26 protein-coding genes are annotated in these 26,752 nt (G+C 53.0%); 15 read left to right on the forward strand and 11 right to left on the reverse strand.

Annotated elements, in window-relative coordinates:
- Window positions 1-93: 93 nt before the first annotated feature.
- From clpX to bolA, 4 genes are all read right to left on the reverse strand, one after another.
- Window positions 94-1,368 (reverse strand): ATP-dependent protease ATP-binding subunit ClpX, encoded by a 1,275-nt coding sequence (gene clpX, locus FDX22_RS11710; protein WP_096758063.1) that lies wholly within the window; start codon window positions 1,366-1,368, stop codon window positions 94-96.
- A 251-nt stretch (window positions 1,369-1,619) separates the two neighbouring features.
- On the reverse strand, window positions 1,620-2,243 hold the full coding sequence (gene clpP / locus FDX22_RS11715) for an ATP-dependent Clp endopeptidase proteolytic subunit ClpP (RefSeq protein WP_096758064.1): 624 nt from the start codon (window positions 2,241-2,243) through the stop codon (window positions 1,620-1,622).
- Window positions 2,244-2,490: 247 nt separating this feature from the next.
- Window positions 2,491-3,789 carry a trigger factor gene (tig, locus tag FDX22_RS11720; protein ID WP_096758065.1) on the reverse strand — a complete coding sequence of 433 codons (1,299 nt, stop codon included), beginning with the start codon at window positions 3,787-3,789 and terminating at the stop codon, window positions 2,491-2,493.
- Window positions 3,790-4,135: 346 nt separating this feature from the next.
- Window positions 4,136-4,453: a transcriptional regulator BolA gene (bolA, locus tag FDX22_RS11725; protein ID WP_096758066.1), complete on the reverse strand. Its 318-nt coding sequence runs from the start codon at window positions 4,451-4,453 to the stop codon at window positions 4,136-4,138.
- Window positions 4,454-4,760: 307 nt separating this feature from the next.
- Here bolA and FDX22_RS11730 point away from each other — a divergent pair, with 307 nt between their 5' ends.
- From FDX22_RS11730 to FDX22_RS11770, 8 genes are all read left to right on the forward strand, one after another.
- Window positions 4,761-5,339: a lipoprotein gene (locus FDX22_RS11730; protein ID WP_096758067.1), complete on the forward strand. Its 579-nt coding sequence runs from the start codon at window positions 4,761-4,763 to the stop codon at window positions 5,337-5,339.
- A 43-nt stretch (window positions 5,340-5,382) separates the two neighbouring features.
- On the forward strand, window positions 5,383-6,858 hold the full coding sequence (ampG, locus tag FDX22_RS11735) for a muropeptide MFS transporter AmpG (protein WP_115259234.1): 1,476 nt from the start codon (window positions 5,383-5,385) through the stop codon (window positions 6,856-6,858).
- 725 nt (window positions 6,859-7,583) lie between these two features.
- Entirely contained in the window at window positions 7,584-8,531 is a 948-nt protein-coding gene (cyoA, locus tag FDX22_RS11745) for a cytochrome o ubiquinol oxidase subunit II (protein ID WP_115259235.1), read from the forward strand.
- Between the two features lie 19 nt (window positions 8,532-8,550).
- Entirely contained in the window at window positions 8,551-10,542 is a 1,992-nt protein-coding gene (gene cyoB, locus FDX22_RS11750) for a cytochrome o ubiquinol oxidase subunit I (protein ID WP_096758070.1), read from the forward strand.
- Window positions 10,532-11,146 (forward strand): cytochrome o ubiquinol oxidase subunit III, encoded by a 615-nt coding sequence (locus tag FDX22_RS11755; RefSeq protein WP_096758071.1) that lies wholly within the window; start codon window positions 10,532-10,534, stop codon window positions 11,144-11,146. Before cyoB ends, FDX22_RS11755 begins: the two co-directional genes overlap by 11 nt.
- Window positions 11,146-11,475, forward strand: coding sequence for a cytochrome o ubiquinol oxidase subunit IV (locus FDX22_RS11760; RefSeq protein WP_096758072.1), 330 nt, complete (start codon window positions 11,146-11,148; stop codon window positions 11,473-11,475). Before FDX22_RS11755 ends, FDX22_RS11760 begins: the two co-directional genes overlap by 1 nt.
- Before the next feature lie 11 nt (window positions 11,476-11,486).
- Window positions 11,487-12,377 carry a heme o synthase gene (cyoE, locus tag FDX22_RS11765; protein WP_096758073.1) on the forward strand — a complete coding sequence of 297 codons (891 nt, stop codon included), beginning with the start codon at window positions 11,487-11,489 and terminating at the stop codon, window positions 12,375-12,377.
- A 156-nt stretch (window positions 12,378-12,533) separates the two neighbouring features.
- Window positions 12,534-13,898, forward strand: a complete 1,365-nt coding sequence (locus FDX22_RS11770) for an MFS transporter (protein WP_146717229.1) — start codon at window positions 12,534-12,536, stop codon at window positions 13,896-13,898.
- Window positions 13,899-13,992: 94 nt separating this feature from the next.
- Here FDX22_RS11770 and FDX22_RS11775 read toward each other — a convergent pair whose 3' ends face one another.
- Window positions 13,993-14,484 carry a YajQ family cyclic di-GMP-binding protein gene (locus tag FDX22_RS11775; protein ID WP_096758076.1) on the reverse strand — a complete coding sequence of 164 codons (492 nt, stop codon included), beginning with the start codon at window positions 14,482-14,484 and terminating at the stop codon, window positions 13,993-13,995.
- Between the two features lie 174 nt (window positions 14,485-14,658).
- Between FDX22_RS11775 and panE the strand changes: the two genes are divergently transcribed.
- From panE to FDX22_RS11790, 3 genes are read left to right on the forward strand one after another with little or no spacing between them, the layout of a single operon-like run.
- Window positions 14,659-15,570, forward strand: a complete 912-nt coding sequence (gene panE, locus FDX22_RS11780) for a 2-dehydropantoate 2-reductase (RefSeq protein ID WP_096758077.1) — start codon at window positions 14,659-14,661, stop codon at window positions 15,568-15,570.
- Window positions 15,533-16,123 carry a protein deglycase YajL gene (yajL, locus tag FDX22_RS11785; RefSeq protein WP_096758078.1) on the forward strand — a complete coding sequence of 197 codons (591 nt, stop codon included), beginning with the start codon at window positions 15,533-15,535 and terminating at the stop codon, window positions 16,121-16,123. The genes panE and yajL overlap by 38 nt, the downstream gene beginning before the upstream one ends.
- A 32-nt stretch (window positions 16,124-16,155) precedes the next feature.
- Window positions 16,156-17,238, forward strand: coding sequence for a hypothetical protein (locus tag FDX22_RS11790; RefSeq protein ID WP_146717230.1), 1,083 nt, complete (start codon window positions 16,156-16,158; stop codon window positions 17,236-17,238).
- Window positions 17,239-17,338: 100 nt separating this feature from the next.
- On the opposite strand, the gene thiI is transcribed toward FDX22_RS11790, so the two are convergent.
- Window positions 17,339-18,787, reverse strand: coding sequence for a tRNA uracil 4-sulfurtransferase ThiI (gene thiI, locus FDX22_RS11795; RefSeq protein ID WP_135912466.1), 1,449 nt, complete (start codon window positions 18,785-18,787; stop codon window positions 17,339-17,341).
- Window positions 18,788-18,981: 194 nt separating this feature from the next.
- On the opposite strand from thiI, the gene xseB reads away from it, so the two are divergent.
- The 4 genes from xseB to FDX22_RS11815 are packed head-to-tail and all read left to right on the forward strand — an operon-like array spanning window position 18,982 to window position 23,041.
- Window positions 18,982-19,224, forward strand: coding sequence for an exodeoxyribonuclease VII small subunit (gene xseB, locus FDX22_RS11800; RefSeq protein ID WP_096759458.1), 243 nt, complete (start codon window positions 18,982-18,984; stop codon window positions 19,222-19,224).
- Window positions 19,225-20,124 (forward strand): (2E,6E)-farnesyl diphosphate synthase, encoded by a 900-nt coding sequence (gene ispA, locus FDX22_RS11805; protein WP_115259240.1) that lies wholly within the window; start codon window positions 19,225-19,227, stop codon window positions 20,122-20,124.
- A 24-nt stretch (window positions 20,125-20,148) separates the two neighbouring features.
- Entirely contained in the window at window positions 20,149-22,011 is a 1,863-nt protein-coding gene (gene dxs, locus FDX22_RS11810) for a 1-deoxy-D-xylulose-5-phosphate synthase (RefSeq protein WP_115259241.1), read from the forward strand.
- Between the two features lie 55 nt (window positions 22,012-22,066).
- Entirely contained in the window at window positions 22,067-23,041 is a 975-nt protein-coding gene (locus FDX22_RS11815; protein ID WP_137362731.1) for an aldo/keto reductase, read from the forward strand.
- A gap of 58 nt (window positions 23,042-23,099) precedes the next feature.
- Here FDX22_RS11815 and pgpA read toward each other — a convergent pair whose 3' ends face one another.
- The 5 genes from pgpA to ribD all read right to left on the reverse strand — a co-directional run bounded on the left by pgpA (window position 23,100) and on the right by ribD (window position 26,749).
- Complete coding sequence (pgpA, locus tag FDX22_RS11820) at window positions 23,100-23,618, reverse strand: phosphatidylglycerophosphatase A (protein WP_096758084.1); 519 nt, start codon at window positions 23,616-23,618, stop codon at window positions 23,100-23,102.
- The gene (gene thiL / locus FDX22_RS11825) at window positions 23,596-24,573 is read right to left on the reverse strand and encodes a thiamine-phosphate kinase (protein ID WP_146717231.1); all 978 of its coding nucleotides are present in this window, start codon (window positions 24,571-24,573) and stop codon (window positions 23,596-23,598) included. The genes pgpA and thiL overlap by 23 nt, the downstream gene beginning before the upstream one ends.
- Window positions 24,574-24,649: 76 nt before the next feature.
- Entirely contained in the window at window positions 24,650-25,069 is a 420-nt protein-coding gene (gene nusB / locus FDX22_RS11830) for a transcription antitermination factor NusB (RefSeq protein ID WP_096758086.1), read from the reverse strand.
- Window positions 25,070-25,088: 19 nt separating this feature from the next.
- The gene (gene ribE / locus FDX22_RS11835) at window positions 25,089-25,559 is read right to left on the reverse strand and encodes a 6,7-dimethyl-8-ribityllumazine synthase (RefSeq protein WP_003021575.1); all 471 of its coding nucleotides are present in this window, start codon (window positions 25,557-25,559) and stop codon (window positions 25,089-25,091) included.
- An 86-nt stretch (window positions 25,560-25,645) separates the two neighbouring features.
- Entirely contained in the window at window positions 25,646-26,749 is a 1,104-nt protein-coding gene (gene ribD / locus FDX22_RS11840) for a bifunctional diaminohydroxyphosphoribosylaminopyrimidine deaminase/5-amino-6-(5-phosphoribosylamino)uracil reductase RibD (protein ID WP_096758087.1), read from the reverse strand.
- Window positions 26,750-26,752 lie beyond the last annotated feature (3 nt).

The raw sequence follows: 26,752 nt of genomic DNA on the forward strand, positions 1-26,752 counted from the left end.
TGTTTCCCACACATTCAACGCCATGTTTACGGAAAAATAAAAGGGGAGATAAAATCCCCCCTTTTTGATTAACCGATTGTATAAAATGGTTAATTATTCGCCAGATGCCTGCTGCGCTTCCGGCTTACCGTAAATCAGTAATGGCTTGCTCTGACCACCGATAACGGACTCGTCGATAACCACTTTTTCGACGTCTTCCATAGAAGGCAGATCGTACATGGTGTCGAGCAGTGCAGCTTCAACGATAGAACGCAGACCACGAGCACCGGTTTTACGCGCCATCGCTTTCTTGGCGATAGCATCTAGCGCTTCGTCACGGAATTCCAGATCCACGCCTTCAAGATTGAACAACGCCTGATACTGCTTGGTCAGGGCATTTTTCGGCTCTTTCAGGATTTGGATCAGCGCATCTTCGCTCAGCTCGGTCAACGTTGCCACCACCGGCAGACGTCCGATGAACTCAGGGATCAGACCAAATTTGATCAGATCTTCCGGCTCAACCTGCGACAGCAGTTCACCTTCGCTGGCTTTATCAGACTGGGCTTTTACCGTCGCGCCAAAACCAATGCCGGAGCCGGTTTCAACTCGGTTAGCAATCACCTTATCCAGACCGGCAAATGCACCGCCACAGATAAACAGGATCTTAGAGGTATCAACCTGCAAGAACTCCTGCTGCGGATGTTTACGTCCGCCCTGCGGAGGCACAGCAGCAACCGTACCTTCGATCAGTTTCAACAGCGCTTGCTGTACGCCTTCGCCGGAAACATCACGCGTGATGGACGGGTTGTCTGATTTACGCGAGATCTTGTCGATCTCATCAATATAGACAATGCCGCGCTGCGCTTTCTGTACGTCGTAATCGCACTTCTGCAACAATTTCTGAATGATATTTTCAACGTCCTCACCCACATAACCTGCTTCGGTCAGGGTGGTGGCGTCGGCCATAGTGAACGGAACGTCCAGCAGGCGCGCCAGCGTTTCAGCCAGCAGCGTTTTACCGGAACCCGTCGGGCCGATCAGCAGGATGTTACTTTTGCCCAACTCGACGCCATTGCTGGTGTCGCCGTTGCGCAGACGTTTGTAATGGTTGTATACCGCGACCGCCAGCACTTTCTTCGCCTGCTCCTGACCGATAACGTAATCGTCCAGGTGGTTGCGAATTTCATGCGGTGTCGGCAGCGCACTGCGTTCACGATGCGGTGCGACTTCCTTAATCTCTTCGCGAATGATGTCATTACATAAATCAACACATTCGTCGCAGATATACACGGATGGTCCGGCAATCAGCTTGCGCACTTCATGCTGGCTTTTGCCGCAAAAAGAGCAGTACAACAATTTGCCCGAGCCATCTTTGCGTTTATCTGTCATGGGTCAAAACCTCTTCTTTGTTCTTTGTGCCGCACACGACGACGCAAATGCCATTCTCAGGCGCAAGCCGCTTGTCAGCGTTGTGCCGCCCTTCATTAGTATATACACAAAATCATTCGAGCTACATCGAGGCGGCAACTAAGCGACTCCCCAGGCGCTTACATAAGTAAGTAACTGGGGGGAGCGCTGGCAGCCAACAAAGAGGTAGCGTGAAGGATGAAGTGTATAGCGACACACTTGCGTCCTGGGCATCAATTACGATGGGTCAAAATCGAGTCGACCAGACCGTACTCTACTGCTTCAGAAGCAGAGAGGAAGCGATCGCGCTCGGTGTCACGTTCAATCTGCTCAAGCGATTGACCCGTATGATGCGCCATAAGTTCATTCATGCGCCCTTTCACTTTAAGGATTTCACGGGCATGAATTTCAATATCCGTTGCCTGGCCCTGGTAACCGCCCAGAGGCTGGTGGATCATGACGCGAGAGTTAGGCAGGCAGAAGCGTTTATCTTTTGCCCCTGCAGTCAACAGGAACGCGCCCATTGAGCACGCCTGGCCCATACAAATGGTGCTAACGTCCGGCTTAATAAACTGCATGGTGTCATAGATAGACATCCCTGCGGTAATTACCCCACCCGGGGAGTTGATGTACAGGTAGATATCTTTTTCTGGGTTTTCCGCTTCCAGGAACAGCATCTGCGCCACGATCAGGTTAGCCATATGGTCTTCGACCTGGCCGGTCAGAAAAATGACGCGTTCCTTAAGTAGACGAGAATAGATATCAAAAGAGCGCTCGCCACGTGAGGTCTGTTCAATGACCATCGGCACCAGCGCCATATGGGGTGCAAAGTTATCTCGTTCGCCGCTGTATGACATTTCCGTCTCCTGGATAAAATTTGAAAAAACCTGCTGTGCTGATTGTAACCTTATGGACGGATTATCAGCTAGTCCCTCAGTAATGGGTACGACATCGCCATAATTCAAGCATAACAATCTTTTGTTGTAACGCTAACACTGAAACGCTGTTTTCGCACCCTTCCCATGCAAAATGCGTGACAAAAAAAAACCCGCCACCGGAAGGTGACGGGCTTATGTGCGAATTTCGTGCTAAAAACGCGACGAATTACGCCTGCTGGTTCATCAGTTCGTTGAAGGTAGTGGCTTTTTCAGTCACTTTTGCCTTCGCCAGAACCGCTTCAACAGCCTGCTCTTCCAGAGCGACGTTACGCATGTTTTCCATCAGCTCTTTGTTCTTGCTGTAGAATTCAACCACTTCTTTCGGATCTTCGTAAGCAGAAGCCATCTCTTCGATCAGGCCTTTTACGCGTTCTTCGTCAGCTTTCAGCTCGTTGGTACGAATAACTTCGCCCAGCAGCAGGCCAACAACAACGCGACGCTTAGCCTGTTCTTCGAACAGTTCACGCGGCAGTTCCAGAGCTTGTTTCTCGTTGCCACCGAAACGCTGTGCAGCCTGACGACGCAGAACGTCGATTTCGTTGTCAATCATGGCAACAGGAACGTCGATGTCATTCGCTTTTACCAGACCTTCGATCGCCTGAGACTTAACGCGGTTACGCACGGCGCCTTTCAGCTCGCGTTCCATGTTTTTACGCACTTCAGCACGCAGACCGGCAACAGAACCATCTTCCACGCCGAAACGCTTGATGAATTCTTCAGTCAGTTCCGGCAGTTCACGTTCTTCAACTTTCTTCAGGTTGATAACGAATTTAGCCGCTTTACCTTTCAGGTTTTCAGCGTGGTAGTCTTCCGGGAAGGTCACTTCGATAGTGAACTCTTCGCCAGCTTTGTGACCTTTAACGCCTTCTTCGAAGCCTGGGATCATACGACCCTGACCCATTGCCAGTACGAAGTCAGACGCTTTGCCGCCTTCGAACTCTTCGCCGTCTACAGAACCGGTGAAGTCGATGGTGACACGGTCTTCTGCATCAGCAGCGCCGTCTTTGTCTTTCCAGGTCGCCTGCTGCTTACGCAGGGTGTCCAGCATGACGTCAACGTCAGCGTCGGTGACTTCAACAACCGGTTTTTCAACTTCGATTGCGTCCAGACCCTTCAGCTCAACTTCCGGGTAAACTTCAAACTCTACCGCGTAAGTAAAATCTTCACCCAGTTTGTATTCGCCCGGAACGTAGTTCGGAGAGCCAGCCGGATTAATTTTTTCTTTGATGATTGCATCAACGAAGTGACGGCTCATCAGGTCGCCCAGAACGTCCTGGCGAACAGAAGCGCCATAACGCTGAGCAACAACATTCATCGGTACTTTTCCCTTGCGAAAGCCGTCAATACGCACTTTCTTCGCTACGTTGACCAGCTCGCTTTTCACAGCGTTTTCGATGCTGTCAGCAGCGATAGTAATCGTTACACGGCGGCCAAGGCCTTGAGTGGTTTCAACTGAAACTTGCATCTTGTTACCTCAAAAAATCACAGTGCTCGGTCAACTCTTCTCCGCAAGCACAGGTTGTTGGCTTCGCGGAACCGGGATGTTCTCAAAATCAATCACATTCCCTGTCGTCAGAATCATCCCGAAGACATTCCGAAAAATAAGACGCGCATTATAGCGGCATCACTTTTATGAGTCGAGAACGGTTATCGCGCGTTGCTGCGGCTTTTTTCACAATTCCCGGCTAATTTTTGTCTGAATACTGTACGACTGACTCAGAATTCAGACAAAATAAAACGGCCCGTAGGCCGTTTTCACATAATCTGTAGCAACATACTGGAAAAGCGCCGGTTGTTGCAAATCCGTTTTTCTACGCGATGCTTCCCGCTCCACGACAGGGAGGCGATGCAAAAATCGTGTCCTGCAACGCTTCCCACTCCTTGGTGGTGTAGGTATGCAGGGCTAACGCATGTACGGTTGTGGAGAGTTCCGCCGTTAACGTACTGTAAATCATCCGATGACGATTAAGAAAACGTTCACCTGTAAAGCGATCGCTGACCAGCACAACCTTAAAGTGGCTTTCAGAACCTGCCGGAACATTGTGACGATAGCTTTCATCCACAACTTCGAGGAACACGGGTTGGAACGCTGCCCTTAATTTTTCTTCTATTTGCTCACGAATCATCATGAAATTTTTCCTCCGACAACGCTGAGATGTCACCCATCCCTTTAAATACTAGCCGCTTTTACCGTTTCCATTACACCTTAGCAACAAAAAATTAGCGTTTATCTGATTTTCTCAGCCAAACGAATGAAGTTCACTGATTCAACTGTCCGGTTTATTGCAAAAAGTCCATTTATGGTCTCATCAAAGTAGATAAACGGACAACGCAATGAATTTACATGCGTTACCCACTTCCCCTCGTCTCTGGCAATGTTATGATGGCGGGAATTTTCTCTAACCATAAAATGTAGATCCACTGAGAACCCCTGGCATGTTTAAAAAAATCCTCTTTCCGTTAGTCGCGCTGTTTATGTTAGCTGGATGCGCAACGCCACCGACCACCATTGACGTTTCGCCAAAAATTACCCTGCCGCAGCAGGACCCTAGCCTGATGGGTGTGACCCTCAGCATTAATGGGGCCGATCAGCGTCAGGATCAGGCTCTGGCCAAAGTCACCCGCGACAATCAACTGGTAACGCTGACTGCATCCCGCGATCTGCGTTTCCTGCTGCAAGAAGTGCTGGAAAAACAGATGACCGCACGCGGTTATATGATTGGTCCAAACGGTGCTGTTAACCTGCAAATCATCGTGAGCCAGCTGTACGCCGACGTGTCTCAGGGTAGCGTGCGTTACAACATCGCCACCAAGGCAGACATCGCCATTATTGCTACCGCAGCCAACGGCAACAAGATGACCAAAAACTACCGCGCAAGCTATTCTGTTGAAGGCGCGCTGCAGGCCTCTAACAAAAATATTGCTGATGCCGTTAACAGCGTCCTGACCGATACCATCGCTGATATGTCTCAGGACACCAGCGTTCACGATTTCATCAAGCAGAACGCACGTTAATTTCTGCCCTTATGGCCCGGCGCACGTCGGGCCTAAAGACGCCATGTCCAGTCACTACTTACGTATTTTTCAGCAACCTAAGTCAGCAATTCTGCTGATGCTGGGTTTTGCTTCCGGTTTACCGCTCGCGCTGACCTCCGGTACGCTTCAGGCGTGGATGACGGTCGAGAACATCGATCTTAAAACTATCGGCTTCTTTTCTCTGGTCGGTCAGGCCTACGTCTTTAAGTTCCTCTGGTCCCCTGTGATGGACCGCTACACACCGCCGTTTTTGGGTCGACGTCGAGGCTGGCTGCTGACCACACAGATTTTGCTGCTGGTTTCTATTGCTGCAATGGGTTTTCTGGAGCCAGGCACGCAGTTGCGATGGATGGCAGCACTGGCGGTAGTAATCGCCTTTTGCTCAGCGTCGCAGGATATCGTCTTTGATGCCTGGAAAACGGATGTTTTACCCGCCGAAGAACGCGGCACCGGCGCTGCCATCAGCGTGCTCGGCTACCGCTTAGGGATGCTGGTTTCCGGTGGCCTGGCACTGTGGATGGCCGATCGCTGGCTTGGCTGGCAAGGCATGTACTGGCTGATGGCGGCTCTGCTGGTACCGTGTATTATCGCCACCCTGTTAGCCCCCGAACCCACAGATGCGATTCCGGTCCCTAAAACACTGGAACAAGCTGTTGCCGCGCCGCTGCGCGATTTCTTTGGCCGTAACAACGCCTGGTTAATCCTGCTGCTGATTGTGCTGTACAAGCTTGGCGATGCCTTCGCCATGAGCCTGACCACCACCTTTTTAATCCGCGGCGTCGGATTTGACGCCGGTGAAGTTGGGGTGGTCAATAAAACGCTGGGGCTGCTGGCGACAATTGTTGGCGCTCTGTACGGCGGGATCCTGATGCAACGCCTGTCGCTATTTCGCGCATTGCTGATTTTTGGCATTTTGCAGGGCGCATCGAACGCGGGTTACTGGTTGCTCTCCATTACCGACAAACATATGTTTAGCATGGGTGCGGCAGTATTCTTCGAAAACCTGTGCGGTGGGATGGGGACAGCAGCATTTGTCGCTCTGCTGATGACGCTGTGCAATAAATCCTTCTCCGCAACGCAGTTTGCCCTGCTCTCCGCGCTTTCCGCTGTGGGGCGCGTTTATGTCGGCCCGGTCGCGGGCTGGTTTGTCGAAGCACACGGTTGGCCCACGTTTTATCTGTTCTCCGTCTTTGCCGCGATCCCAGGCCTTATTCTGTTGCTGGTCTGTCGCCAGACGCTGGAACATAGCTGGAAAAACGAAAGTTTTATCCCGCGCACGGAGTTTCGTAGCGCGTACAACCTGGCATTGATGACGCTGGTGGCGGGCTGTTGTTTGCTGGTGGTCTGGCTGTTACTGCTGACAATGAACGCCCTGGACTACACTAACTTCTCCTTCCTGCCGGAACTGCTTGAAGTTGCGGTCGTGGTCGCAGTCTGCGGTGTGGTATTCGGTGGATTGCTGGATTATCTGGCGCTGCGCAAAACGCGTCTGGCGTGATGTTGCACATTTATGCTCTAAATAATTCGAGTTACGGGACAAAAGGCGTGAGCGTTTTGAACAGCGCTTGCGCTGCCCCCGTAGGGGAGAGGCCGAAAGGCCGAATCACGCGGCGACGCAGCAAATCCCCAGGAGCTTACATAAGTAAGTGACTGGGGTGAGCAAGGACAAATTCGTCGGGAACGAATTTGAACGCTGTTCACAGCGCCCGTAAGGGTGAGGCCCAGGATGGGCCGAGTTATTGCCAACACACCCGTAGCTTGAAGTATGACGAGCATATTTGGCCGTTGTAATAACTCTGCGTAATTATAACGGCTAAATAAACAACACTTAATAAAAATATTATTTGTTGTTTTGTGCGCCATAGATTTTGGAAATTATTGACGCCTTTTATAAATTCTATTTTCCTTACTCGATTCAGCCAACGCCATTCTATTTTTTGTTCTCTAATTGTCCTTTTAATGATAATCAATTGTTAATTAATTGTTTTATTTTAGCATTGGTTATACCAATTGCCCTTCGCACTGCCCCCGCGTGCCTGCTTTCGTTATAACGTGATGTTGCAACAGGTTCTTAAAGTCAACGCGGTATATATTGCAACATATGTGACATGCACGGCAGAACCCGGTAACACAGATCCAATGATGTTTACAGTAATGTAACCTTCCCGTAAAATGCCCTCACACTTTAAACGCCACCCGGTCCCGTGGAATTGAGGTCGTTAAATGAGACTCAGGAAATACAATAAAAGTTTGGGATGGTTGTCATTAATTGCAGGCACTGCATTACTCAGTGGCTGTAATTCTGCGCTGCTTGACCCTAAAGGACAGATTGGTCTGGAACAACGTTCATTGATACTGACGGCATTTGGCCTGATGTTGATCGTCGTTATTCCTGCCATCTTGATGGCTGTTGGTTTTGCCTGGAAGTACCGTGCAAGCAATAAAGATGCGAAGTACAGCCCGAACTGGTCACACTCCAATAAAGTGGAAGCTGTGGTCTGGACGGTGCCTATCTTAATCATCATTTTCCTTGCCGTACTGACCTGGAAAACCACGCACGCGCTTGAGCCAAGCAAACCGCTGGCGCATGACGAGAAGCCCATTACCATCGAAGTGGTTTCCATGGACTGGAAATGGTTCTTCATCTATCCGGAACAGGGTATCGCTACCGTGAATGAAATCGCCTTCCCGGCGAACACTCCGGTTGAATTCAAAGTGACATCCAACTCCGTGATGAACTCCTTCTTTATCCCGCGTCTGGGTAGCCAGATTTATGCCATGGCCGGTATGCAGACTCGACTGCATCTGATCGCCAACGAAGCCGGTACTTATGATGGTATCTCCGCAAGCTACAGCGGACCAGGCTTCTCCGGTATGAAGTTCAAGGCTATCGCAACAAAGGACCGCGCCGAATTCGACCAATGGGTTGCTAAAGCTAAACAGTCCACGAACACCATGAGTGACATGGCAGCGTTCGAGAAAGTGGCTGTACCAAGCGAATACAACCAGGTGGAATATTTCTCCAACGTGAAACCGGATTTGTTTAAAGACGTTATTAACAAATTTATGGCTCACGGTAAGAGCATGGACATGGCCAAACCAGAAGGTGAGCACAGCGCACACGAAGGAATGGAAGGCATGGACATGAGCCACGCGGAATCCGCTCACTAAGGGGCCGAGGAAGAATACGATGTTCGGAAAATTGACACTGGATGCAGTCCCGTTCCATGAACCAATCGTCATGGTTACGATCGCTGCCATTATCATCGGTGGGGCGGCCTTACTGGGCCTCATTACTTACTTCGGTAAGTGGACCTACCTGTGGAAAGAGTGGCTGACTTCGGTTGACCACAAACGTCTTGGCATCATGTATGTCATCGTCGCCATCGTCATGTTGATTCGTGGCTTTGCTGACGCCATCATGATGCGTAGTCAGCAGGCGCTGGCGTCTGCAGGTGAAGCGGGCTTCCTGCCACCTCACCACTACGACCAGATCTTCACGGCTCACGGCGTGATCATGATCTTCTTCGTCGCCATGCCATTTGTTATCGGTCTGATGAACCTGGTGGTTCCGCTGCAGATCGGCGCACGTGACGTTGCCTTCCCCTTCCTGAACAACCTGAGCTTCTGGTTCACCGTTGTCGGCGTTATCCTGGTTAACCTGTCTCTGGGCGTAGGTGAATTCGCACAGACCGGCTGGCTGGCCTATCCGCCGCTCTCGGGAATAGAGTACAGTCCAAGCGTCGGGGTTGATTATTGGATATGGGCGGTGCAGTTGTCCGGTATCGGTACAACCTTAACCGGTATCAACTTCTTTGTGACCATCATCAAGATGCGTGCACCGGGTATGACGATGTTCAAGATGCCGGTATTTACCTGGGCATCTCTGTGCGCCAACATCCTGATTATCGCCTCCTTCCCAATCTTGACGGTCACCGTCGCGTTGCTAACCCTGGATCGCTATCTGGGCACCCATTTCTTTACCAACGATATGGGCGGCAACATGATGATGTACATCAACCTGATTTGGGCCTGGGGCCATCCGGAAGTGTACATTCTGATTCTGCCGGTCTTCGGGGTGTTCTCCGAAATCGCAGCGACCTTCTCGCGTAAACGCCTGTTTGGCTACACCTCGCTGGTGTGGGCAACCGTGTGTATCACCGTTCTGTCGTTCGTTGTTTGGCTGCACCACTTCTTCACCATGGGTGCAGGCGCTAACGTTAACGCCTTCTTCGGTATTACCACCATGATTATCGCCATCCCTACCGGGGTGAAGATCTTCAACTGGCTGTTCACCATGTATCAGGGCCGTATCGTATTCCACTCAGCGATGCTGTGGACGATCGGCTTCATCGTGACCTTCTCAGTCGGCGGTATGACCGGCGTACTGCTGGCGGTTCCGGGTGCGGACTTCGTACTGCACAACAGCCTGTTCCTGATTGCGCACTTCCACAACGTTATCATCGGCGGCGTGGTATTTGGTTGCTTCGCCGGTATGACCTACTGGTGGCCAAAAGCGTTTGGCTACACGCTGAACGAAACCTGGGGCAAACGCGCATTCTGGTTGTGGATCATCGGCTTCTTCGTGGCATTTATGCCGCTGTATGTGCTGGGCTTTATGGGTATGACCCGTCGTCTCAGCCAGCAGATTGACCCGCAGTTCCATCCGATGCTGGTCGTTGCCGCCTGCGGTGCCGCGCTGATTGCACTGGGTATCCTGTGCCAGCTGATTCAGATCTACGTGTCTATTCGCGACCGCGAGCAGAACCGTGACCTGACCGGTGACCCGTGGGGTGGTCGTACGCTGGAGTGGGCAACCTCTTCCCCGCCTCCGTTCTACAACTTTGCCGTTGTGCCACACGTTCACGAGCGTGATGCCTTCTGGGAAATGAAAGAAAAAGGCGAAGCGTATAAGCAACCTACGCACTATGAAGAGATTCATATGCCGAAGAACAGCGGCGCCGGTATCGTCATTACCGCCTTCGCAACACTGTTTGGTTTCGCCATGATCTGGCATATCTGGTGGCTGGCAATTGCAAGCTTCGCAGGCATGATTATCAGCTGGATCGTGAAAAGCTTTGATGAAGACGTGGATTACTACGTGCCGGTCCCGGAAGTCGAAAAACTGGAAAATCAGCATTTCGATGAGATTACTAAGGCAGGGCTGAAAAATGGCAACTGATACTTTAGCGCACGCGAATGCCCACGCGCACGAACACGGGCACCACGATGCAGGTCAGAACAAAATCTTCGGATTTTGGGTCTACCTGATGAGCGACTGCATTCTGTTCTCTATTCTGTTTGCAACCTATGCCGTTCTGGTGAACGGCACCGCAGGTGGCCCAACAGGTAAGGACATTTTTGAGCTGCCGTTCGTACTGGTAGAGACCTTCCTGCTGTTATTCAGCTCCATTACTTACGGCATGGCGGCGATCGCCATGTACAAGAACAACAAGAGCCAGGTGATTTCCTGGCTGGCGTTGACCTTCTTGTTCGGTGCCGGATTCATCGGGATGGAAATCTATGAATTCCACCACCTGATTGTTAACGATATGGGCCCGGATCGTAGCGGTTTCCTGTCGGCGTTCTTCGCGCTGGTTGGTACGCACGGTCTGCACGTCACTTCCGGTCTTATCTGGATGGCGGTGCTGATGGTGCAAGTTGCCCGTCGCGGCCTGACCAGCACTAACCGTACCCGCATCATGTGCCTGAGCCTGTTCTGGCACTTCCTGGATGTGGTGTGGATCTGCGTGTTCACTGTTGTTTATCTGATGGGGGCGATGTAATGAGTCATTCAAACGTGAGCGGCGGCGCATCCCATGGCAGCGTAAAAACCTACATGACAGGTTTTATCCTGTCTATCATCCTGACGGTCATTCCGTTCTGGATGGTGATGACAGGTTCTGCCTCTCCTGCCGTTATTCTGGGGACTATCCTCATTATGGCAGTGGTACAGATACTGGTTCACCTGGTGTGCTTCCTGCACATGAATAGCAAATCTGATGAAGGTTGGAACATGACGGCCTTTGTCTTTACTGTGCTAATCATCGCCATTCTGGTTGTGGGCTCCATCTGGATTATGTGGAACCTGAACTACAACATGATGATGCACTAAGAGCGGCGATTATGATGTTTAAGCAATACCTGCAAGTAACGAAACCAGGCATCATCTTTGGCAACCTGATCTCGGTGATTGGTGGATTCCTGCTAGCCTCTAAAGGTAGCATTGATTATCCCCTGTTTATCTACACGTTGGTTGGGGTGTCACTGGTTGTGGCGTCGGGTTGTGTATTTAACAACTACATCGACAGGGATATCGACAGGAAGATGGAGAGGACCAAAAACCGTGTGCTGGTTAAAGGTCTGATTTCTCCTGCGGTCTCGCTGGTATACGCCACCTTGCTGGGTATTGCTGGCTTTATGCTGCTGTGGTTTGGCGCGAACCCTCTGGCCTGCTGGCTGGGGGTGATGGGCTTCGTGGTCTATGTTGGCGTGTACAGCCTGTACATGAAACGCCACTCGGTCTACGGTACGCTGATTGGCTCACTCTCCGGCGCTGCGCCGCCGGTGATTGGCTACTGCGCCGTGACGGGGAGCTTTGACAGCGGTGCGCTGATTCTGCTGGCGATTTTCAGCCTGTGGCAGATGCCGCACTCTTACGCCATCGCGATTTTCCGCTTTAAGGATTATCAGGCTGCCAACATTCCGGTACTGCCGGTGGTGAAAGGCATTTCGGTGGCGAAGAACCATATCACGCTGTATATCATCGCCTTTGCTATCGCCACGCTGATGCTGTCTCTGGGCGGTTACGCCGGCTACAAATATCTGGTTGTGGCGGCTGCGGTCAGCGTCTGGTGGTTAGGCATGGCGCTGCGTGGGTACAAAGTGGAAGATGACAGAGTCTGGGCGCGCAAGCTGTTCGGTTTCTCCATCATTGCCATCACCGCGCTTTCCGTGATGATGTCCGTCGACTTTATGGTGCCAAACTCGCAGAACCTGCTGACTTACGTCTGGTAAAATCTGCTTATACTATAAAGGGTGCTTCGGCACCCTTTTTTATTTGTCGTTTTGCCACGCCCTCCCCTCACAACCACAACATTTGTTAATGAAGCGCATATTTACCCCGCCCGCATACCGCTTTACACTAGGCGCGAAATTAAAACAGAGGTGGGAATGAACGATTATAAAATGACGCCCGGTGAGTTGCGCGCCACCTGGGGTTTAGGGACCGTATTCTCGTTGCGCATGCTTGGCATGTTTATGGTCCTGCCGGTTCTGACCACCTATGGCATGGCGCTGCAGGGCGCCAGCGAAGCGCTGATCGGGCTTGCCATCGGCATTTATGGTCTGGCACAAGCGGTCTTCCAGATCCCCTTCGGCTTGCTTTCCGACCGCATCGGTCGTAAACCGCTTATCGTCGGTGGGCTGGCGATATTCGTTTTCGGTAGCGTGATCGCCGCGCTCTCGGACTCTATCTGGGGAATTATACTCGGACGTGCGCTGCAGGGTTCCGGGGCGATTGCCGCCGCGGTGATGGCGCTGCTGTCTGACTTAACCCGCGAACAAAACCGCACAAAAGCGATGGCGTTTATTGGCGTCAGCTTTGGTATCACCTTCGCCATTGCCATGGTGCTTGGGCCGATCGTTACCCACGCGCTGGGATTACATGCGCTGTTCTGGATGATCGCCGCACTGGCAACCACCGGCATCGTACTGACCATTTGGGTGGTTCCCAATAGCACCATCCACGTGCTGAACCGCGAATCAGGCATGGTCAAAGGCAGCTTCAGTAAAGTCCTGGCGGAGCCTAAACTGCTGAAGCTCAATTTTGGCATCATGTGCCTGCATATTTTACTGATGTCCACTTTCGTCGCCCTGCCAGGCCAGCTGGCAAAAGCGGGCTTTCCCGCCGCCGAACACTGGAAGATTTATCTGGTGACGATGCTGCTGTCCTTTGTTTCCGTGGTGCCGTTCATCATCTATGCCGAAGTAAAACGCCGGATGAAGCGGGTATTTCTGTCGTGTGTGGTGCTGATCCTGGCTGCTGAGATTGTCCTGTGGAGCGCTAACATTCGTTTCTGGGGGCTGATTGCAGGTGTTCAGCTCTTCTTCCTCGCCTTTAACCTGATGGAAGCACTTCTCCCCTCGCTCATCAGCAAAGAATCACCGGCGGGGTATAAAGGAACGGCGATGGGCGTTTACTCCACCAGCCAGTTCCTCGGCGTCGCCATCGGGGGTTCGCTGGGCGGTTGGGTGGTCGAAATGTTTGATGGTCAGGCGGTATTTTTGGCAGGCGCATTACTGGCTGCAATCTGGCTACTGGTGGCCAGCACGATGAAAGAGCCGCCGTATGTCAGCAGCCTGCGCGTGGAGATCCCCCCTGAGATCGCCGCAGATGACACACTAAAACAGCGACTGCAGGCAAAAGAAGGCGTGAGTGAGGTGTTAATTGTGGCAAAAGAGCATTCTGCCTATGTGAAAATCGACAGCAAAGTGACCAATCGATTTGAAATTGAGCAGGCGATAAGCCAGGCGTGAGGATTGCCGGATGGCGACTATCGCCTTATCCGGCCTACAAATAGCGTGTGCGATCGGTAGGCCTGATAAGCGTAGCGCCATCAGGCAGAACGGCTTAGTCGCGGAAGTTCTTGAACTGGAACGGCTGGCCGAGATCGCCGCCACGCACCAACGCCATGACGGATTGCAGATCGTCACGCGCTTTGCCGGTCACACGAATTTCTTCGCCCTGAATCTGCGCCTGCACCTTCAGTTTGCTGTCTTTAATCAGCTTGACGATTTTCTTCTGTACCGCGCTTTCAATGCCCTGCTTCAGCTTCGCTTCCACAAACCAGGTTTTTCCGCTGTGGGTAAAGGTTTCCGGTACGTCCAGTGACGTCCCTTCAATCCCGCGCTTCAGCAGCTTGGCGCGCAAAATATCCAGCAACTGATTAACCTGGAAATCAGACTCGCTCAGCACCTTAATGGTCTTATTGGCTTCGTTCAGCTCAAAAGTGGCTTCAACGCCACGAAAATCGAAGCGTGACTCCACTTCGCGGCTCGCGTTATCGACCGCGTTACGCGCTTCCTGAAGATCAACTTCAGAGACAATATCGAAAGATGGCATCTTTTCCTCTCCCTTCGTTTTTGATGCGAAGCATAATACCTGCAAAGTTACTCAACAGACAGCGCTATACTAGGCTGTATCCCCTAATTGTACGTGCCAATGGTAGCGGCGAACAATAATGGGATGCAGACGATATGGATTAGCACCTGGTGCTGTTGCAGGTGAGGAGGATGAATGAGAATTACCGTACTGGGATGCGGAGCCTTAGGGCAGCTTTGGCTTACCGCGCTATGCAAACATGGACATGAGGTTCAAGGGTGGCTACGCGTGCCACAACCTTATTGCAGCGTGAATTTGATTGACACGGATGGGTCAGTTTTTAATGAATCCCTGACGGCAAACGATCCCGACTTTTTGGCGAAAAGCGATCTGTTACTGGTGACGCTGAAAGCCTGGCAGGTTTCTGATGCGGTAAAAAGCCTGGCAACTATTCTGCCAAAGACCACCCCAATTCTGTTGATTCACAACGGAATGGGCACCATTGATGAGCTGCAAAGCATTACGCAACCACTGTTGATAGGCACCACCACGCAGGCCGCTCGCCGTGATGGCAACGTCATAATCCATGTGGCGAAAGGAACAACGCGCATCGGCCCGGCGCGTGAACAGGATGGCGATTTCAGTTATCTGGCTGAGATCCTGCAAGAGGTGCTGCCTGACGTTGCCTGGCACGACAACATCCGCGCGGAACTGTGGCGCAAGCTGGCAGTCAATTGCGTCATTAACCCACTCACCGCGCTGTGGAACTGCCAAAACGGCGAGTTACGCCAGCATCCTGAAAAAATAGCGCAGATATGCGAGGAAGTGGCGGCGGTTATCGAACGCGAAGGCCACCATACATCCGTGGATGATTTACGCTATTATGTTGAGCAAGTAATTGACAGTACGGCAGAAAATATCTCATCCATGCTGCAGGACATTCGTGCTCTGCGCCATACGGAGATTGACTACATTACCGGTTATTTGTTGAAACGCGCGCGTGCGCACGGCATCGCCGTCCCGGAAAATGCCCACCTGTTTGAAATGGTAAAGCGAAAGGAAAGTGAATATGAGCGCTCAAGCACTGGTATGTCTCGCCCCTGGTAGTGAAGAGACCGAAGCGGTCACCACTATCGACCTGCTGGTTCGAGGCGGGATCCAGGTGACAACCGCCAGCGTAGCCAGCGATGGCGACCTGACGATTGTCTGCTCGCGCGGCGTCAAGTTGCTGGCGGATGCACCGCTGGTTGAAGTCGCCGACGGCGATTACGACATTATCGTGCTGCCCGGCGGTATTAAAGGCGCAGAATGTTTTCGCGACAGCCCGCTGCTGATTGAAACCGTTAAACAGTTTCATCGCTCCGGGCGTATTGTGGCAGCTATATGTGCCGCAGCCGCCACCGTGCTGGTTCCGCATGACATTTTCCCCATCGGCAATATGACCGGCTTCCCGGCGCTGAAAGACAAAATCCCCGCTGAACAATGGCAGGACAAACGCGTCGTCTGGGATCCGCGCGTCAACCTGCTGACCAGCCAGGGGCCAGGAACATCGATTGATTTTGGCTTAAAAATCATTGATCTGCTGGTCAGTCGCGAAAAGGCTCATGAAGTGGCGTCACAACTGGTGATGCCCGCAGGCATTTATAACTACTACGAGTAACACTTAGGCCACTCCCTCTAAAAGGAACCGTTATGAAAGGATATCTGAGCGGAGTGGTTTTACTGCTCCTTTCCAGCACCACCGCCGCAACCCAGCTTGAAATTAAGAGCCTTGAGTACCGTTATCCCAATAGCACTGAAATGCAGTATCGCGTGCCATGGTTTTCCTCAACGGATAACCCGCAGGTTGCAAAACGCATTAACGATTATATTTTCGCAAGCTTCATCAATCGGTTACCAGGGAATAACCCACAGGCGACAGTGAATCAGTTTGCGAAATCAGAGATGAATTCCACCGCCAACCTTGACTACACGGTCGAATATCGCGACGCCAACGTGCTGACCCTGAATATGTTTGCCGAAGGCTGCGGAGCCTATTGCGAGTCGTATAATGTGCCGATGAGCTTCGATTTAGCCAATGGCGCAGCAATTACCCTTAACGATCTCTTTTCCCGCGCCACGATGGCTGAATTAAACACCCGCATCAGAAAAGATATCCGCAGCCAAATTGATACCTTTGTTGCCGCACAGAAATCACAAAAGTCGGAGCCAATAAAAGAGGAAGACGGTGAAGATTTGGGCTATGACGACTTCTACGCATCATGCGCCACCTACACCGACGGGTTGTACTACATCGACAAATTCTCCCTGCAAAAAGATCATCTGGCTTTCCTGAACGGACGCTGTAGCAACCACGCCAACCGCGCGGGTGATGAACTGGGCGATTTCACAACAAAAATCCCGACCGCAGATCTGCATAATCAGTTCACGCCATACGGCCAGTATCTGACTGGCGCAAAGGGTACAACACCGGTTGAGCCCGCGCCCGGCATCGACGGCAAGGTGATGTACGGCACGCTGGGAAAAAGCCTGCGTATTGTGTTGAAGGTGGACTGCAAATACGGTGATTATTTTGAAGGGGCTTACTTCTACCAGAAATTTGGCGCGCCGATTGAATTAACCGGCAAGTGCGACACCGCCAACAATCAACATTATGAACTGAAGACCTCTGACGCAGAACAGGCGCAAGAGAAGATGACGCTGGAATTGAAAGACGGTGTCTATCAAGGCGTCTGGGAGTCGAACGGGAAGACGCTTCCCGTGCGTTTTGAATAATATCGTGATATTGCCGGATGGCGGTGTAAACACCTTATCAGGCCTACAAAGACGTACAGTTTGTAGGCCTGATAAGCGCAGCGCCATCAGGCAGAAGTCACTACGGGCGATACACCTTCACGTTTGCAAAACCCTGCTCGCGCAGATACAGCGCCTGCAGGCGGCTCATCACACCGCGTTCACACCACAGCAGCCAGGTTTTATTCTGGTCCAAATCGCCAAAGTGGGTGCTCAGCTTGTAGAACGGCAGCGAAACCACGTCCACGCCTTCCACTTTCAGCGGCTTATCATCCTGTTCATCCACAGAGCGGATGTCCAGAATCACGTCGTTGGGGCCAAAACCGCTCACGGTTTCAACTTCCACCACGGCCTGCTCGGTCTGCTGAGCGATATCGCGGATATCGATATTATTGGCTTCTTCCACCACTTTATCGAGGATGGCAAAATCGAAGTTTTGTTCTTCGGCTTCAATCTTCGCTTTAATGGCTTTTACCGTCGGGCTTTTTGAGATCACACCGCAGTACTCCGGCATGGTTCGAGCAAAGTCTTCGGTACCAATTTCACGCGCCAGATTAATGATGTGTTCTTTATCGTGCGAGATCAGCGGACGCAGGATCAGCGTGTCGGAGACGTTGTCGATCAAACGCAGGTTAGTCAGCGTCTGGCTGGATACCTGCCCAAGCGCTTCACCGGTCACCAGCGCCTGGACGCCGTAGCGCTCGGCCACTTTAGACGCCGCGCGAACCATCATGCGCTTGAGGACCACGCCCATCTGGCCATCGTCAACTTTCTCGAGGATCTCACCCACCACCGGTTCAAAGTTGATGGCGACAAAACGTACGCGATGCGAACTCCCGAAGCGGTTCCACAGGTAATGCGCCACCTGACGAACGCCGATTTCGTGCGCCGCACCACCGAGGTTAAAGAAGCAGTAGTGCACGCGACAGCCGCGACGCATCAACATATAGCTGGAAACGCCAGAGTCAAAACCGCCGGAAATCAGCGACAGCACGTCTTCCTGGGTGCCAATCGGATAGCCGCCAATACCTTCGTAGCGACCTTTCACCAGCAGCAGTCGGTCGTTTTCGATTTCAAGATTGACGGTCACATCAGGTTTGGTCAGCTTCACGCGCGCGGATTCAATATGTTGATTCAGCCCACCGCCAACATAACGTTCCACTTCAATGGAGCTAAACTCATGCTTACCACGGCGCTTCACGCGCACGCAGAAGGTTTTGCCTTCCAGTTGATCGCGGTACTGCACCAGCGCTTTCTCGAAGATATCGTGCATATCGGTAAACGGCACGTCTTCCACTTCGAGAATATGGTGGATACCCGGAATGCGGGTCAGCGCGTCACGAATATCCAGACGCTGGGTTTCATCTTTGGCGCGAACCTCAACATGGTCCCAGTGGCGGACGACAGCAAGGTCTTCATCATAGTGTTTTAAAACGTTACGGATGTTCCCTGTCAGAATTTTTATAAAGCGCAAACGCACAGATTGGCTTTTGATGGTGATTTCTGGGAACAATTTAATGATAAACTTCATGGCGGCAATGGTTCTTTGGCAAGCATCAAAGGCTTGTATTGGGGAATAATACAGCAGCCCATACCTGCGGCTGCATCCAGGCGCGGAAGTATACCACTACGCGAGCTTCCTGTGCACATTGCGCATTATTTGATAATTGCCCGAAGTCCGTTACCATGGCTTGGGCTGAAAATATTGAGAGTCAGACATTCATTATGCCGAAGAAAAATGAAGCGCCCGCCAGCTTTGAAACAGCGCTGAGCGAGCTGGAACAGATTGTTACCCGTCTGGAAAGCGGCGACCTGCCGCTGGAAGAGGCGCTGAACGAATTCGAACGTGGCGTACAGCTGGCGCGTCAGGGACAGGTTAAGTTGCAACAGGCTGAACAGCGCGTGCAAATCCTGCTGTCTGAGACGGAAGATGCCGCCCTCACGCCTTTTACACCGGATAATGAGTAAATGGATTTTACGCAGCAGCTACAGGCTTGCGTTGAGCAGGCCAACCAGGCACTGAGCCGTTTTATCGCGCCATTGCCCTTTCAGAACACTCCCGTGGTAGAGACCATGCAGTATGGCGCATTATTAGGCGGTAAACGTCTGCGCCCGTTCCTGGTATACGCAACCGGTCAGATGTTTGGCGTCAGCCTGAGTACGCTCGACGCTCCCGCCGCGGCGGTTGAGTGCATCCATGCTTATTCGCTGATGCACGATGATTTACCCGCGATGGACGACGACGATCTGCGACGCGGCCTGCCGACCTGCCACGTTAAGTTTGGCGAGGCGAATGCGATTTTAGCGGGTGATGCGCTGCAAACGCTGGCGTTTTCCATTATCAGTGACGCCCCCATGCCGGAGGTCGCCGACCGTGACCGCATCGCCATGATCTCTGAACTGGCTCAGGCCAGCGGTATTGCCGGCATGTGCGGCGGTCAGGCGCTGGATCTGGCGGCTGAAGGCCTCCAGGTTGAGCTGGAGGCGCTGGAGAAAATCCATCGCCATAAAACCGGGGCCTTGATTCGCGCCGCCGTGCGTCTGGGGGCATTAAGTGCCGGAGACCAAGGCCGAAACGTCCTGCCGATACTCGACAAGTACGCCGAAAGCATCGGTCTGGCGTTCCAGGTTCAGGATGACATACTGGATGTGGTAGGCGATACTGCAACATTGGGTAAACGTCAGGGTGCCGACCAGCAGCTTGGCAAAAGTACCTATCCTGCACTTCTGGGTCTTGAGCAAGCCCGGAATAAAGCCCGGGATTTAATCGAGGATGCCCGCCAGTCGCTCAGTCTGCTGGCCGCACAGTCACTCGATACCTCGGCACTGGAAGCGCTAGCGGACTACATAATCCAGCGTGATAAATAAACCAACATATCCGATGAGCTTGCGATGAGTTTTGATATAGCCAAATACCCGACCCTGGCGCTGGTCGACTCCACCCAGGAGTTACGCCTGCTGCCAAAAGAGAGCCTGCCCAAGCTTTGCGACGAACTGCGCCGCTATTTGCTCGACAGCGTGAGCCGTTCCAGCGGGCATTTTGCCTCCGGTCTGGGCACGGTGGAGCTGACCGTCGCGCTGCACTACGTCTACAACACCCCGTTTGACCAGTTAATCTGGGATGTGGGACATCAGGCGTACCCGCACAAAATTCTGACGGGGCGCCGCGATAAAATCGGCACCATCCGCCAAAAAGGTGGCCTGCATCCGTTCCCCTGGCGTGGCGAGAGCGAGTATGACGTTTTAAGCGTCGGACACTCCTCCACCTCCATCAGCGCCGGTATTGGCATTGCGGTTGCCGCCGAGAAAGAAGGCAAAGAGCGCCGTACCGTTTGCGTGATTGGCGACGGTGCCATTACTGCCGGCATGGCGTTTGAAGCCATGAACCACGCGGGCGATATTAAGCCCGACATGCTGGTTATCCTGAACGACAACGAAATGTCGATTTCAGAAAACGTCGGCGCGCTGAACAACCACCTGGCACAACTGCTCTCCGGCAAACTGTATTCCTCATTGCGTGAAGGCGGGAAGAAAGTCTTCTCCGGCGTGCCGCCGATAAAAGAGCTGCTTAAACGTACCGAAGAACACATTAAAGGCATGGTAGTGCCGGGTACGCTGTTTGAAGAATTGGGCTTTAACTACATCGGCCCGGTAGACGGTCACGACGTGCTGGGACTGATCACCACGCTGAAGAACATGCGCGACCTGAAAGGCCCGCAGTTCCTGCACATCATGACCAAAAAAGGTCGTGGCTATGAGCCTGCGGAAAAAGACCCAATCACGTTCCATGCGGTACCCAAATTCGATCCGTCCAGCGGATGTCTGCCGAAAAGCAGCGGCGGCCTGCCGAGCTACTCCAAAATCTTCGGCGACTGGTTATGTGAAACGGCGGCCAAAGACAACAAGCTGATGGCGATTACCCCGGCCATGCGCGAAGGCTCCGGTATGGTGGAGTTTTCACGTAAATTCCCGGACCGCTACTTCGACGTGGCGATTGCCGAGCAGCACGCGGTCACCTTTGCTGCCGGACTGGCAATTGGCGGCTATAAGCCGGTGGTCGCGATTTATTCCACCTTCCTGCAACGCGCCTACGATCAGGTGCTGCATGATGTCGCCATTCAGAAACTGCCGGTCCTGTTCGCCGTGGATCGCGCGGGGATCGTGGGCGCAGATGGACAAACCCACCAGGGCGCGTTCGATCTTTCTTTCCTGCGCTGCATCCCGGAGATGGTCATTATGACCCCGAGCGATGAAAACGAATGCCGCCAGATGCTGTTTACCGGTTATCACTACACTAACGGCCCGGCCGTGGTGCGCTACCCGCGCGGTAATGCGGTTGGTGTTGAGCTGACCCCGCTGGAAAAATTACCTATTGGTAAAGGCATCGTGAAGCGTCACGGGACAAAAGTGGCAATCCTTAACTTCGGCACCCTGATGCCAGAAGCCGCTCAGGTTGCGGAATCGCTGAACGCCACGTTGGTCGATATGCGCTTTGTCAAACCGCTGGACGAAACGTTGATTCTGGAGATGGCAGCCCGCCACGAGGTGCTGGTTACGCTGGAAGAAAACGCCATTATGGGCGGCGCGGGCAGCGGCGTAAACGAAGTGCTGATGGCGCATCGTAAGCCGGTTCCGGTGCTTAACATTGGTCTGCCTGACTTCTTCATCCCACAGGGGACACAGGACGAAGCGCGCGCCGATCTCGGTCTTGATGCCGCCGGCATTGAGGCCAAAATCAAGGCCTGGCTGGCATAATCCCCTCCCCGCTCCTGCTATGCTTAATGATTAACACGCTAAGCAGGAGCGGAATATGCAATACAACCTCTTAGGAAAAACTGACCTTCGGGTTTCTCGCCTTTGTCTGGGCTGCATGACGTTTGGCGAGCCCAATCGCGGCAACCACGCCTGGACGCTGCCGGAAGAAAGCAGTCGCCCAATTATCAAACATGCTCTTGAAGGCGGTATTAACTTTTTTGATACTGCCAATAGCTACTCCGCTGGCAGCAGTGAAGAAATTGTCGGTCGTGCCCTGCGTGACTTCGCCCGCCGCGACGAGGTGGTGGTCGCCACAAAAGTATTTCACCAGGTAGATGATTTAGCGGAAGGGTTATCCCGGGCGCAAATCCTGCGTTCTATCGACGACAGCCTGACTCGCCTTGGCATGGACTATGTCGATATCCTGCAAATTCACCGCTGGGATTACAACACGCCTATCGAAGAAACCCTGGAAGCGCTCAACGACGTGGTGAAGTCCGGCAAAGCACGCTATATCGGCGCCTCTTCGATGCACGCCTCCCAGTTTGCGCAGGCGCTGGCCTTGCAGAAACAACACGGCTGGGCACAGTTTGTCAGCATGCAGGATCACTACAACCTTATCTACCGTGAAGAAGAACGCGACATGCTGCCGCTGTGCTACCAGGAAGGTGTGGCGGTGATCCCGTGGAGCCCACTGGCACGGGGACGTCTGACGCGCCCCTGGGGAGAAACGACCGCGCGTGTCGTGTCGGATGAAGTCGGAAAAAATCTGTACCGCGAGAGTGATGAAAACGACGCGAGAATAGCGGAACGGTTAACCGGGGTGAGTGAGGAAATCGGCGCTTCGCGCGCGCAGGTAGCGCTGGCGTGGCTGCTGAGCAAACCGGGCGTCGCTGCGCCCATAATTGGCGCCTCGCGCGAAGAACAGCTGGATGAGTTGCTCAACGCGGTCGATTTAACGCTAAAACCGGAACAGATTGCCGAACTGGAAATGCCGTACAAACAACATCCGGTGGTGGGATTTAAATAATCTGGTATTGCCCGATGGCGCTGTGCTTATCGGGCCTACAACATAACCCTGGGAAGGGTTAAATAATGCCAAGCGGCCAGTGATGCCCGATAAAATAGAGGATCCCTGCGGAAAGTATCCCCGCCACAATATCGTCGATCATAATCCCCGTACCGCCATGCACGTTACGATCGAACCAGCGGATCGGCCAGGGCTTCCACATATCCAGAATGCGGAAAATCACAAATCCGGCGGCGACCCACTGCCAGTCGAGTGTCGGCAGAGCCATCAGGGTTATCCACATCCCGACAAACTCATCCCAGACGATACTGCCGTGATCGTGTACACCCATATCTTTCGCCGTTTGATGGCACAGATAGACACCGATACAAATAGCCAGCATGACGACCAGTGAATACAGCTGCCACGGCAGAAACGTCATCAAATACCAAAATGGGATCGCCGCCAGCGATCCCATGGTACCGGGTATAATTGGACTTAATCCGCTGCCGAATCCGGTGGCCAACAGGTGCCACGGATTACGCATACTCAAACGGCTTTTTGCGACATCTTTTTTAAGGCGCAGCAAAATGGTCATATCCTTTCCAGTCAAACGTGACAGGCTTACCGTCACGCGTAAAGTGCATCCCTTCCACGTCCGCACTCATCTGCCCAATGCAGGTAAATGATACGCCAAGATGCCCCAGCGCGACGTCCAGTGCACCACGGTTTATTTCCGGTACGGTAAAGCATAACTCATAATCTTCACCACCTGAGAGCGCCCAGCGCAGCGCCTGCTCCGGCTCAACGTGCTGAGATAATGCCGTGGAATACGGTAACGTATCGACATTAACGCGCGCGCCGCAGCCGCTGGCATTAACGATATGCCCGAGATCGGAAATCAGACCGTCGGAAAGATCGATAGCCGCACTGGCCAGATCGCGCAGGGCCTGCCCCTGTAAAATTCTCGGCGTGGGGCGCAGGTGACGTTTAAGCAGGTACTCCGCGTCTTTGGCATCTGTTACCTGCAATCGGTTTTGCAGAATAGCCAAACCGGCAGCGCTGTCGCCCGGCGTACCGGTAACGTAAATCCAGTCACCTGGCTTCGCACCCGAGCGTTTTAAGGCTCGCCCGACCGGGACGTAGCCATGGATACCCAACGTCATCGACAGTGGCCCACGCGTGGTATCACCGCCAATCAGCTGCATATCATAGTAATTAAGGAGTTCAAACAGGCTGTCACTGAAGGCTTCGAGCCAGGATTCATCAACGTCAGGTAACGTGAGCGCCAGCGTCAGCCATGCCGGGTCAGCTCCCATCGCCGCCAGATCGCTTAAATTAACCGCCAGCGCTTTCCAGGCCAGGTCCGTTGGATCAATATCGGGAAGGAAGTGATTGCCTGCCACCAGCGTGTCGGTGCTGATCGCCAGCGTTTGTTTTTCAGGGATGTTCAGGAGTGCACAATCGTCACCAATGCCGGTTTCGACGTCAAGACGAGAGCTTCTAACACGGTCAAAATAACGGGCAATCAGGGAGAATTCGCCACATGCCATACGTTATGCCTCAGCAGGAAAAAAGAAAAGGCCGGCGACAGCGGAAATAGATTCCACCATCCTGCCGGCCTGGCGATCACTTTTTGTTGGGGCGAATCGCAGGTGCTGCTTTATCCAGTACGCCGTTGACGAACTTGTGGCTATCTTCGGCACCGAAGGTTTTCGCCAGTTCAATCGCTTCGTTGATGGCCACTTTATACGGCACATCACTACGTTTAGACAGTTCAAACAGTGCAATACGCAGTACGGCTTTCTCTACCTGACCCAGCTCTTCCAGCAGACGAGACAGGTAAGGCTTCATCAGGCCATCCAGGTACGCGCTGTTAGTCGCCACCCCGGACAGCAGTTCACGAAAATACAGGACGTCGACATCTTTCACGTCCTGTTCCGCCAGGAACTGGTATTCAACATCAGAGATGTCGTTCTGGGACAACTGCCAGGAGTAGAGCGCCTGGACGGCACACTCACGGGCGCGGCGACGAGCAGCAGGTTTCACGGATTTCCCCTTACAAAAATCAGGCCTTAATGGCTTTCAATACATTAATCATTTCAAGCGCGGTCAGTGCAGCTTCTGCGCCTTTATTACCGGCTTTCGTGCCAGCACGTTCGATGGCTTGTTCAATACTTTCGGTGGTCAGAACACCGAAGGCTACCGGAATACCGCTGTCCTGAGCGACGTGCGCCAGGCCATTGCTTGCACCGCCAGCCACATATTCGAAGTGTGCGGTACCGCCACGGATAACTGTACCCAGCGCAATCACCGCGTCATATTTACCGGTTTTCGCCAGTGCATCAGCTGCCAGCGGCAGCTCATACGCGCCTGGAACCCAAACGACGGTAATGTTTTCATCTTTAACCTGGCCAATACGCTTCAGGGCGTCGATAGCACCTTCCAGCAGGCTGTCATTGATAAAGTTGTTGAAACGCGCAATGGTGATGGCGACGCGAGCGTCCGGAGTAGCAACGTTAGCTTCAATAATGTTCATATTCTTCCTTCGGATTCACTAGACCCCGCAGGGGGGCGGATTTTATCATAATAATCTGTGCGCTGCTTCCCTTTCGAACCGGGAGATCATGCGCTCACTAAATGCAGGCAAACGTCCGGACCTACATGGCGTATCTCGTTGAATTTGAAATGGGGGGCATCGGCCAGTTTCTCAAGGCCTGGCAGCACACATAATCCTCGCGCGTCACTGCCTAACAGTTTAGGCGCAACATAGACGATTAGCTCATCCACCACCCCGGCCTGCAATAATGCGCCTGCAAGCGTTGGGCCAGCCTCAACCCAAATGCTGTTAATTTGCTGCTTGCCCAGTTGCATCATCAACACCACCAGATCCAGATTGCCGTTATGCTCCGGCACATTCAGCGTGCGAACACTCTCCGGCCAGATACGCGAATCGTCGCTGCTGCGCGCAATCCAGGTTTCTCCCGGCTGCTGCACAATACGATGTTCAGGTGTGACCTGGTTTTGACGATCGAGAACAATGCGGATTGGCTGACGCAGGTTTTCCTGCGGATACAGCGCCTGGGTCGATTCATCAAGCTCCGACCAACGGACGGTAAGCTGGGGGTCGTCAGCCAGCACCGTGGCGCTGCTGGTTAAAATAGCATGGCTTTGCGCACGCAGGCGCTGCACGTCGCGACGTGCCTGTGGTGAGGTTATCCACTGGCTTTCGCCGCTGGCCATCGCCGTACGGCCGTCAAGCGATGCGCCGAGCTTAAGCTGAACATACGGAAATCCGGTGCGCATCCGCTTGAGAAAACCTTTATTCAGCTGTTCGACGTCGTTCATCATCATGCCGTGGCTGACATCAATACCGGCCTGCTGCAAGCGGTAAAGTCCACGCCCCGCCACCTGCGGGTTAGGATCCTGCATCGCAGCAACAACACGCGTCACGCCCGCAGCAATCAGCGCATCGCAGCACGGCGGCGTACGCCCGTGATGACTGCACGGTTCGAGCGTGACGTAGGCGGTTGCCCCCTGCGCTTTAACACCGGCCATACGCAGCGCATGGACCTCGGCATGGGGTTCGCCCGCGCGGTGATGGTATCCTTCACCGACGATTTCCCCGTCTTTAACAATGACACAGCCCACGTTGGGATTAGGGTGGGTCGTGAAACGTCCACGCGCGGCCAGCTTCAGCGCTCGCGCCATGTACAACTCATCCTGCATGGC

It is taken from the genome of Citrobacter sp. TBCS-14 (assembly GCF_005280805.1).
Classification (GTDB): domain Bacteria; phylum Pseudomonadota; class Gammaproteobacteria; order Enterobacterales; family Enterobacteriaceae; genus Citrobacter; species Citrobacter gillenii.

Bases quoted from the DNA above. Each gene is read 5' to 3' on its own strand.
- pgpA (WP_096758084.1), bottom strand. From the start codon at position 23,618: ATGACCATTTTGCTGCGCCTTAAAAAAGATGTCGCAAAAAGCCGTTTG.
- xseB (WP_096759458.1), top strand. From the start codon at position 18,982: ATGCCGAAGAAAAATGAAGCGCCCGCCAGCTTTGAAACAGCGCTGAGC.
- FDX22_RS11790 (WP_146717230.1), top strand. From the start codon at position 16,156: ATGAAAGGATATCTGAGCGGAGTGGTTTTACTGCTCCTTTCCAGCACC.
- FDX22_RS11770 (WP_146717229.1), top strand. From the start codon at position 12,534: ATGAACGATTATAAAATGACGCCCGGTGAGTTGCGCGCCACCTGGGGT.
- ispA (WP_115259240.1), top strand. From the start codon at position 19,225: ATGGATTTTACGCAGCAGCTACAGGCTTGCGTTGAGCAGGCCAACCAG.
- thiI (WP_135912466.1), bottom strand. From the start codon at position 18,787: ATGAAGTTTATCATTAAATTGTTCCCAGAAATCACCATCAAAAGCCAA.
- thiL (WP_146717231.1), bottom strand. From the start codon at position 24,573: ATGGCATGTGGCGAATTCTCCCTGATTGCCCGTTATTTTGACCGTGTT.
- clpX (WP_096758063.1), bottom strand. From the start codon at position 1,368: ATGACAGATAAACGCAAAGATGGCTCGGGCAAATTGTTGTACTGCTCT.
- dxs (WP_115259241.1), top strand. From the start codon at position 20,149: ATGAGTTTTGATATAGCCAAATACCCGACCCTGGCGCTGGTCGACTCC.
- FDX22_RS11775 (WP_096758076.1), bottom strand. From the start codon at position 14,484: ATGCCATCTTTCGATATTGTCTCTGAAGTTGATCTTCAGGAAGCGCGT.
- cyoB (WP_096758070.1), top strand. From the start codon at position 8,551: ATGTTCGGAAAATTGACACTGGATGCAGTCCCGTTCCATGAACCAATC.
- cyoE (WP_096758073.1), top strand. From the start codon at position 11,487: ATGATGTTTAAGCAATACCTGCAAGTAACGAAACCAGGCATCATCTTT.
- FDX22_RS11755 (WP_096758071.1), top strand. From the start codon at position 10,532: ATGGCAACTGATACTTTAGCGCACGCGAATGCCCACGCGCACGAACAC.
- bolA (WP_096758066.1), bottom strand. From the start codon at position 4,453: ATGATGATTCGTGAGCAAATAGAAGAAAAATTAAGGGCAGCGTTCCAA.
- panE (WP_096758077.1), top strand. From the start codon at position 14,659: ATGAGAATTACCGTACTGGGATGCGGAGCCTTAGGGCAGCTTTGGCTT.
- yajL (WP_096758078.1), top strand. From the start codon at position 15,533: ATGAGCGCTCAAGCACTGGTATGTCTCGCCCCTGGTAGTGAAGAGACC.
- cyoA (WP_115259235.1), top strand. From the start codon at position 7,584: ATGAGACTCAGGAAATACAATAAAAGTTTGGGATGGTTGTCATTAATT.
- ampG (WP_115259234.1), top strand. From the start codon at position 5,383: ATGTCCAGTCACTACTTACGTATTTTTCAGCAACCTAAGTCAGCAATT.
- ribD (WP_096758087.1), bottom strand. From the start codon at position 26,749: ATGCAGGATGAGTTGTACATGGCGCGAGCGCTGAAGCTGGCCGCGCGT.
- FDX22_RS11730 (WP_096758067.1), top strand. From the start codon at position 4,761: ATGTTTAAAAAAATCCTCTTTCCGTTAGTCGCGCTGTTTATGTTAGCT.
- FDX22_RS11815 (WP_137362731.1), top strand. From the start codon at position 22,067: ATGCAATACAACCTCTTAGGAAAAACTGACCTTCGGGTTTCTCGCCTT.
- FDX22_RS11760 (WP_096758072.1), top strand. From the start codon at position 11,146: ATGAGTCATTCAAACGTGAGCGGCGGCGCATCCCATGGCAGCGTAAAA.
- clpP (WP_096758064.1), bottom strand. From the start codon at position 2,243: ATGTCATACAGCGGCGAACGAGATAACTTTGCACCCCATATGGCGCTG.
- tig (WP_096758065.1), bottom strand. From the start codon at position 3,789: ATGCAAGTTTCAGTTGAAACCACTCAAGGCCTTGGCCGCCGTGTAACG.
- ribE (WP_003021575.1), bottom strand. From the start codon at position 25,559: ATGAACATTATTGAAGCTAACGTTGCTACTCCGGACGCTCGCGTCGCC.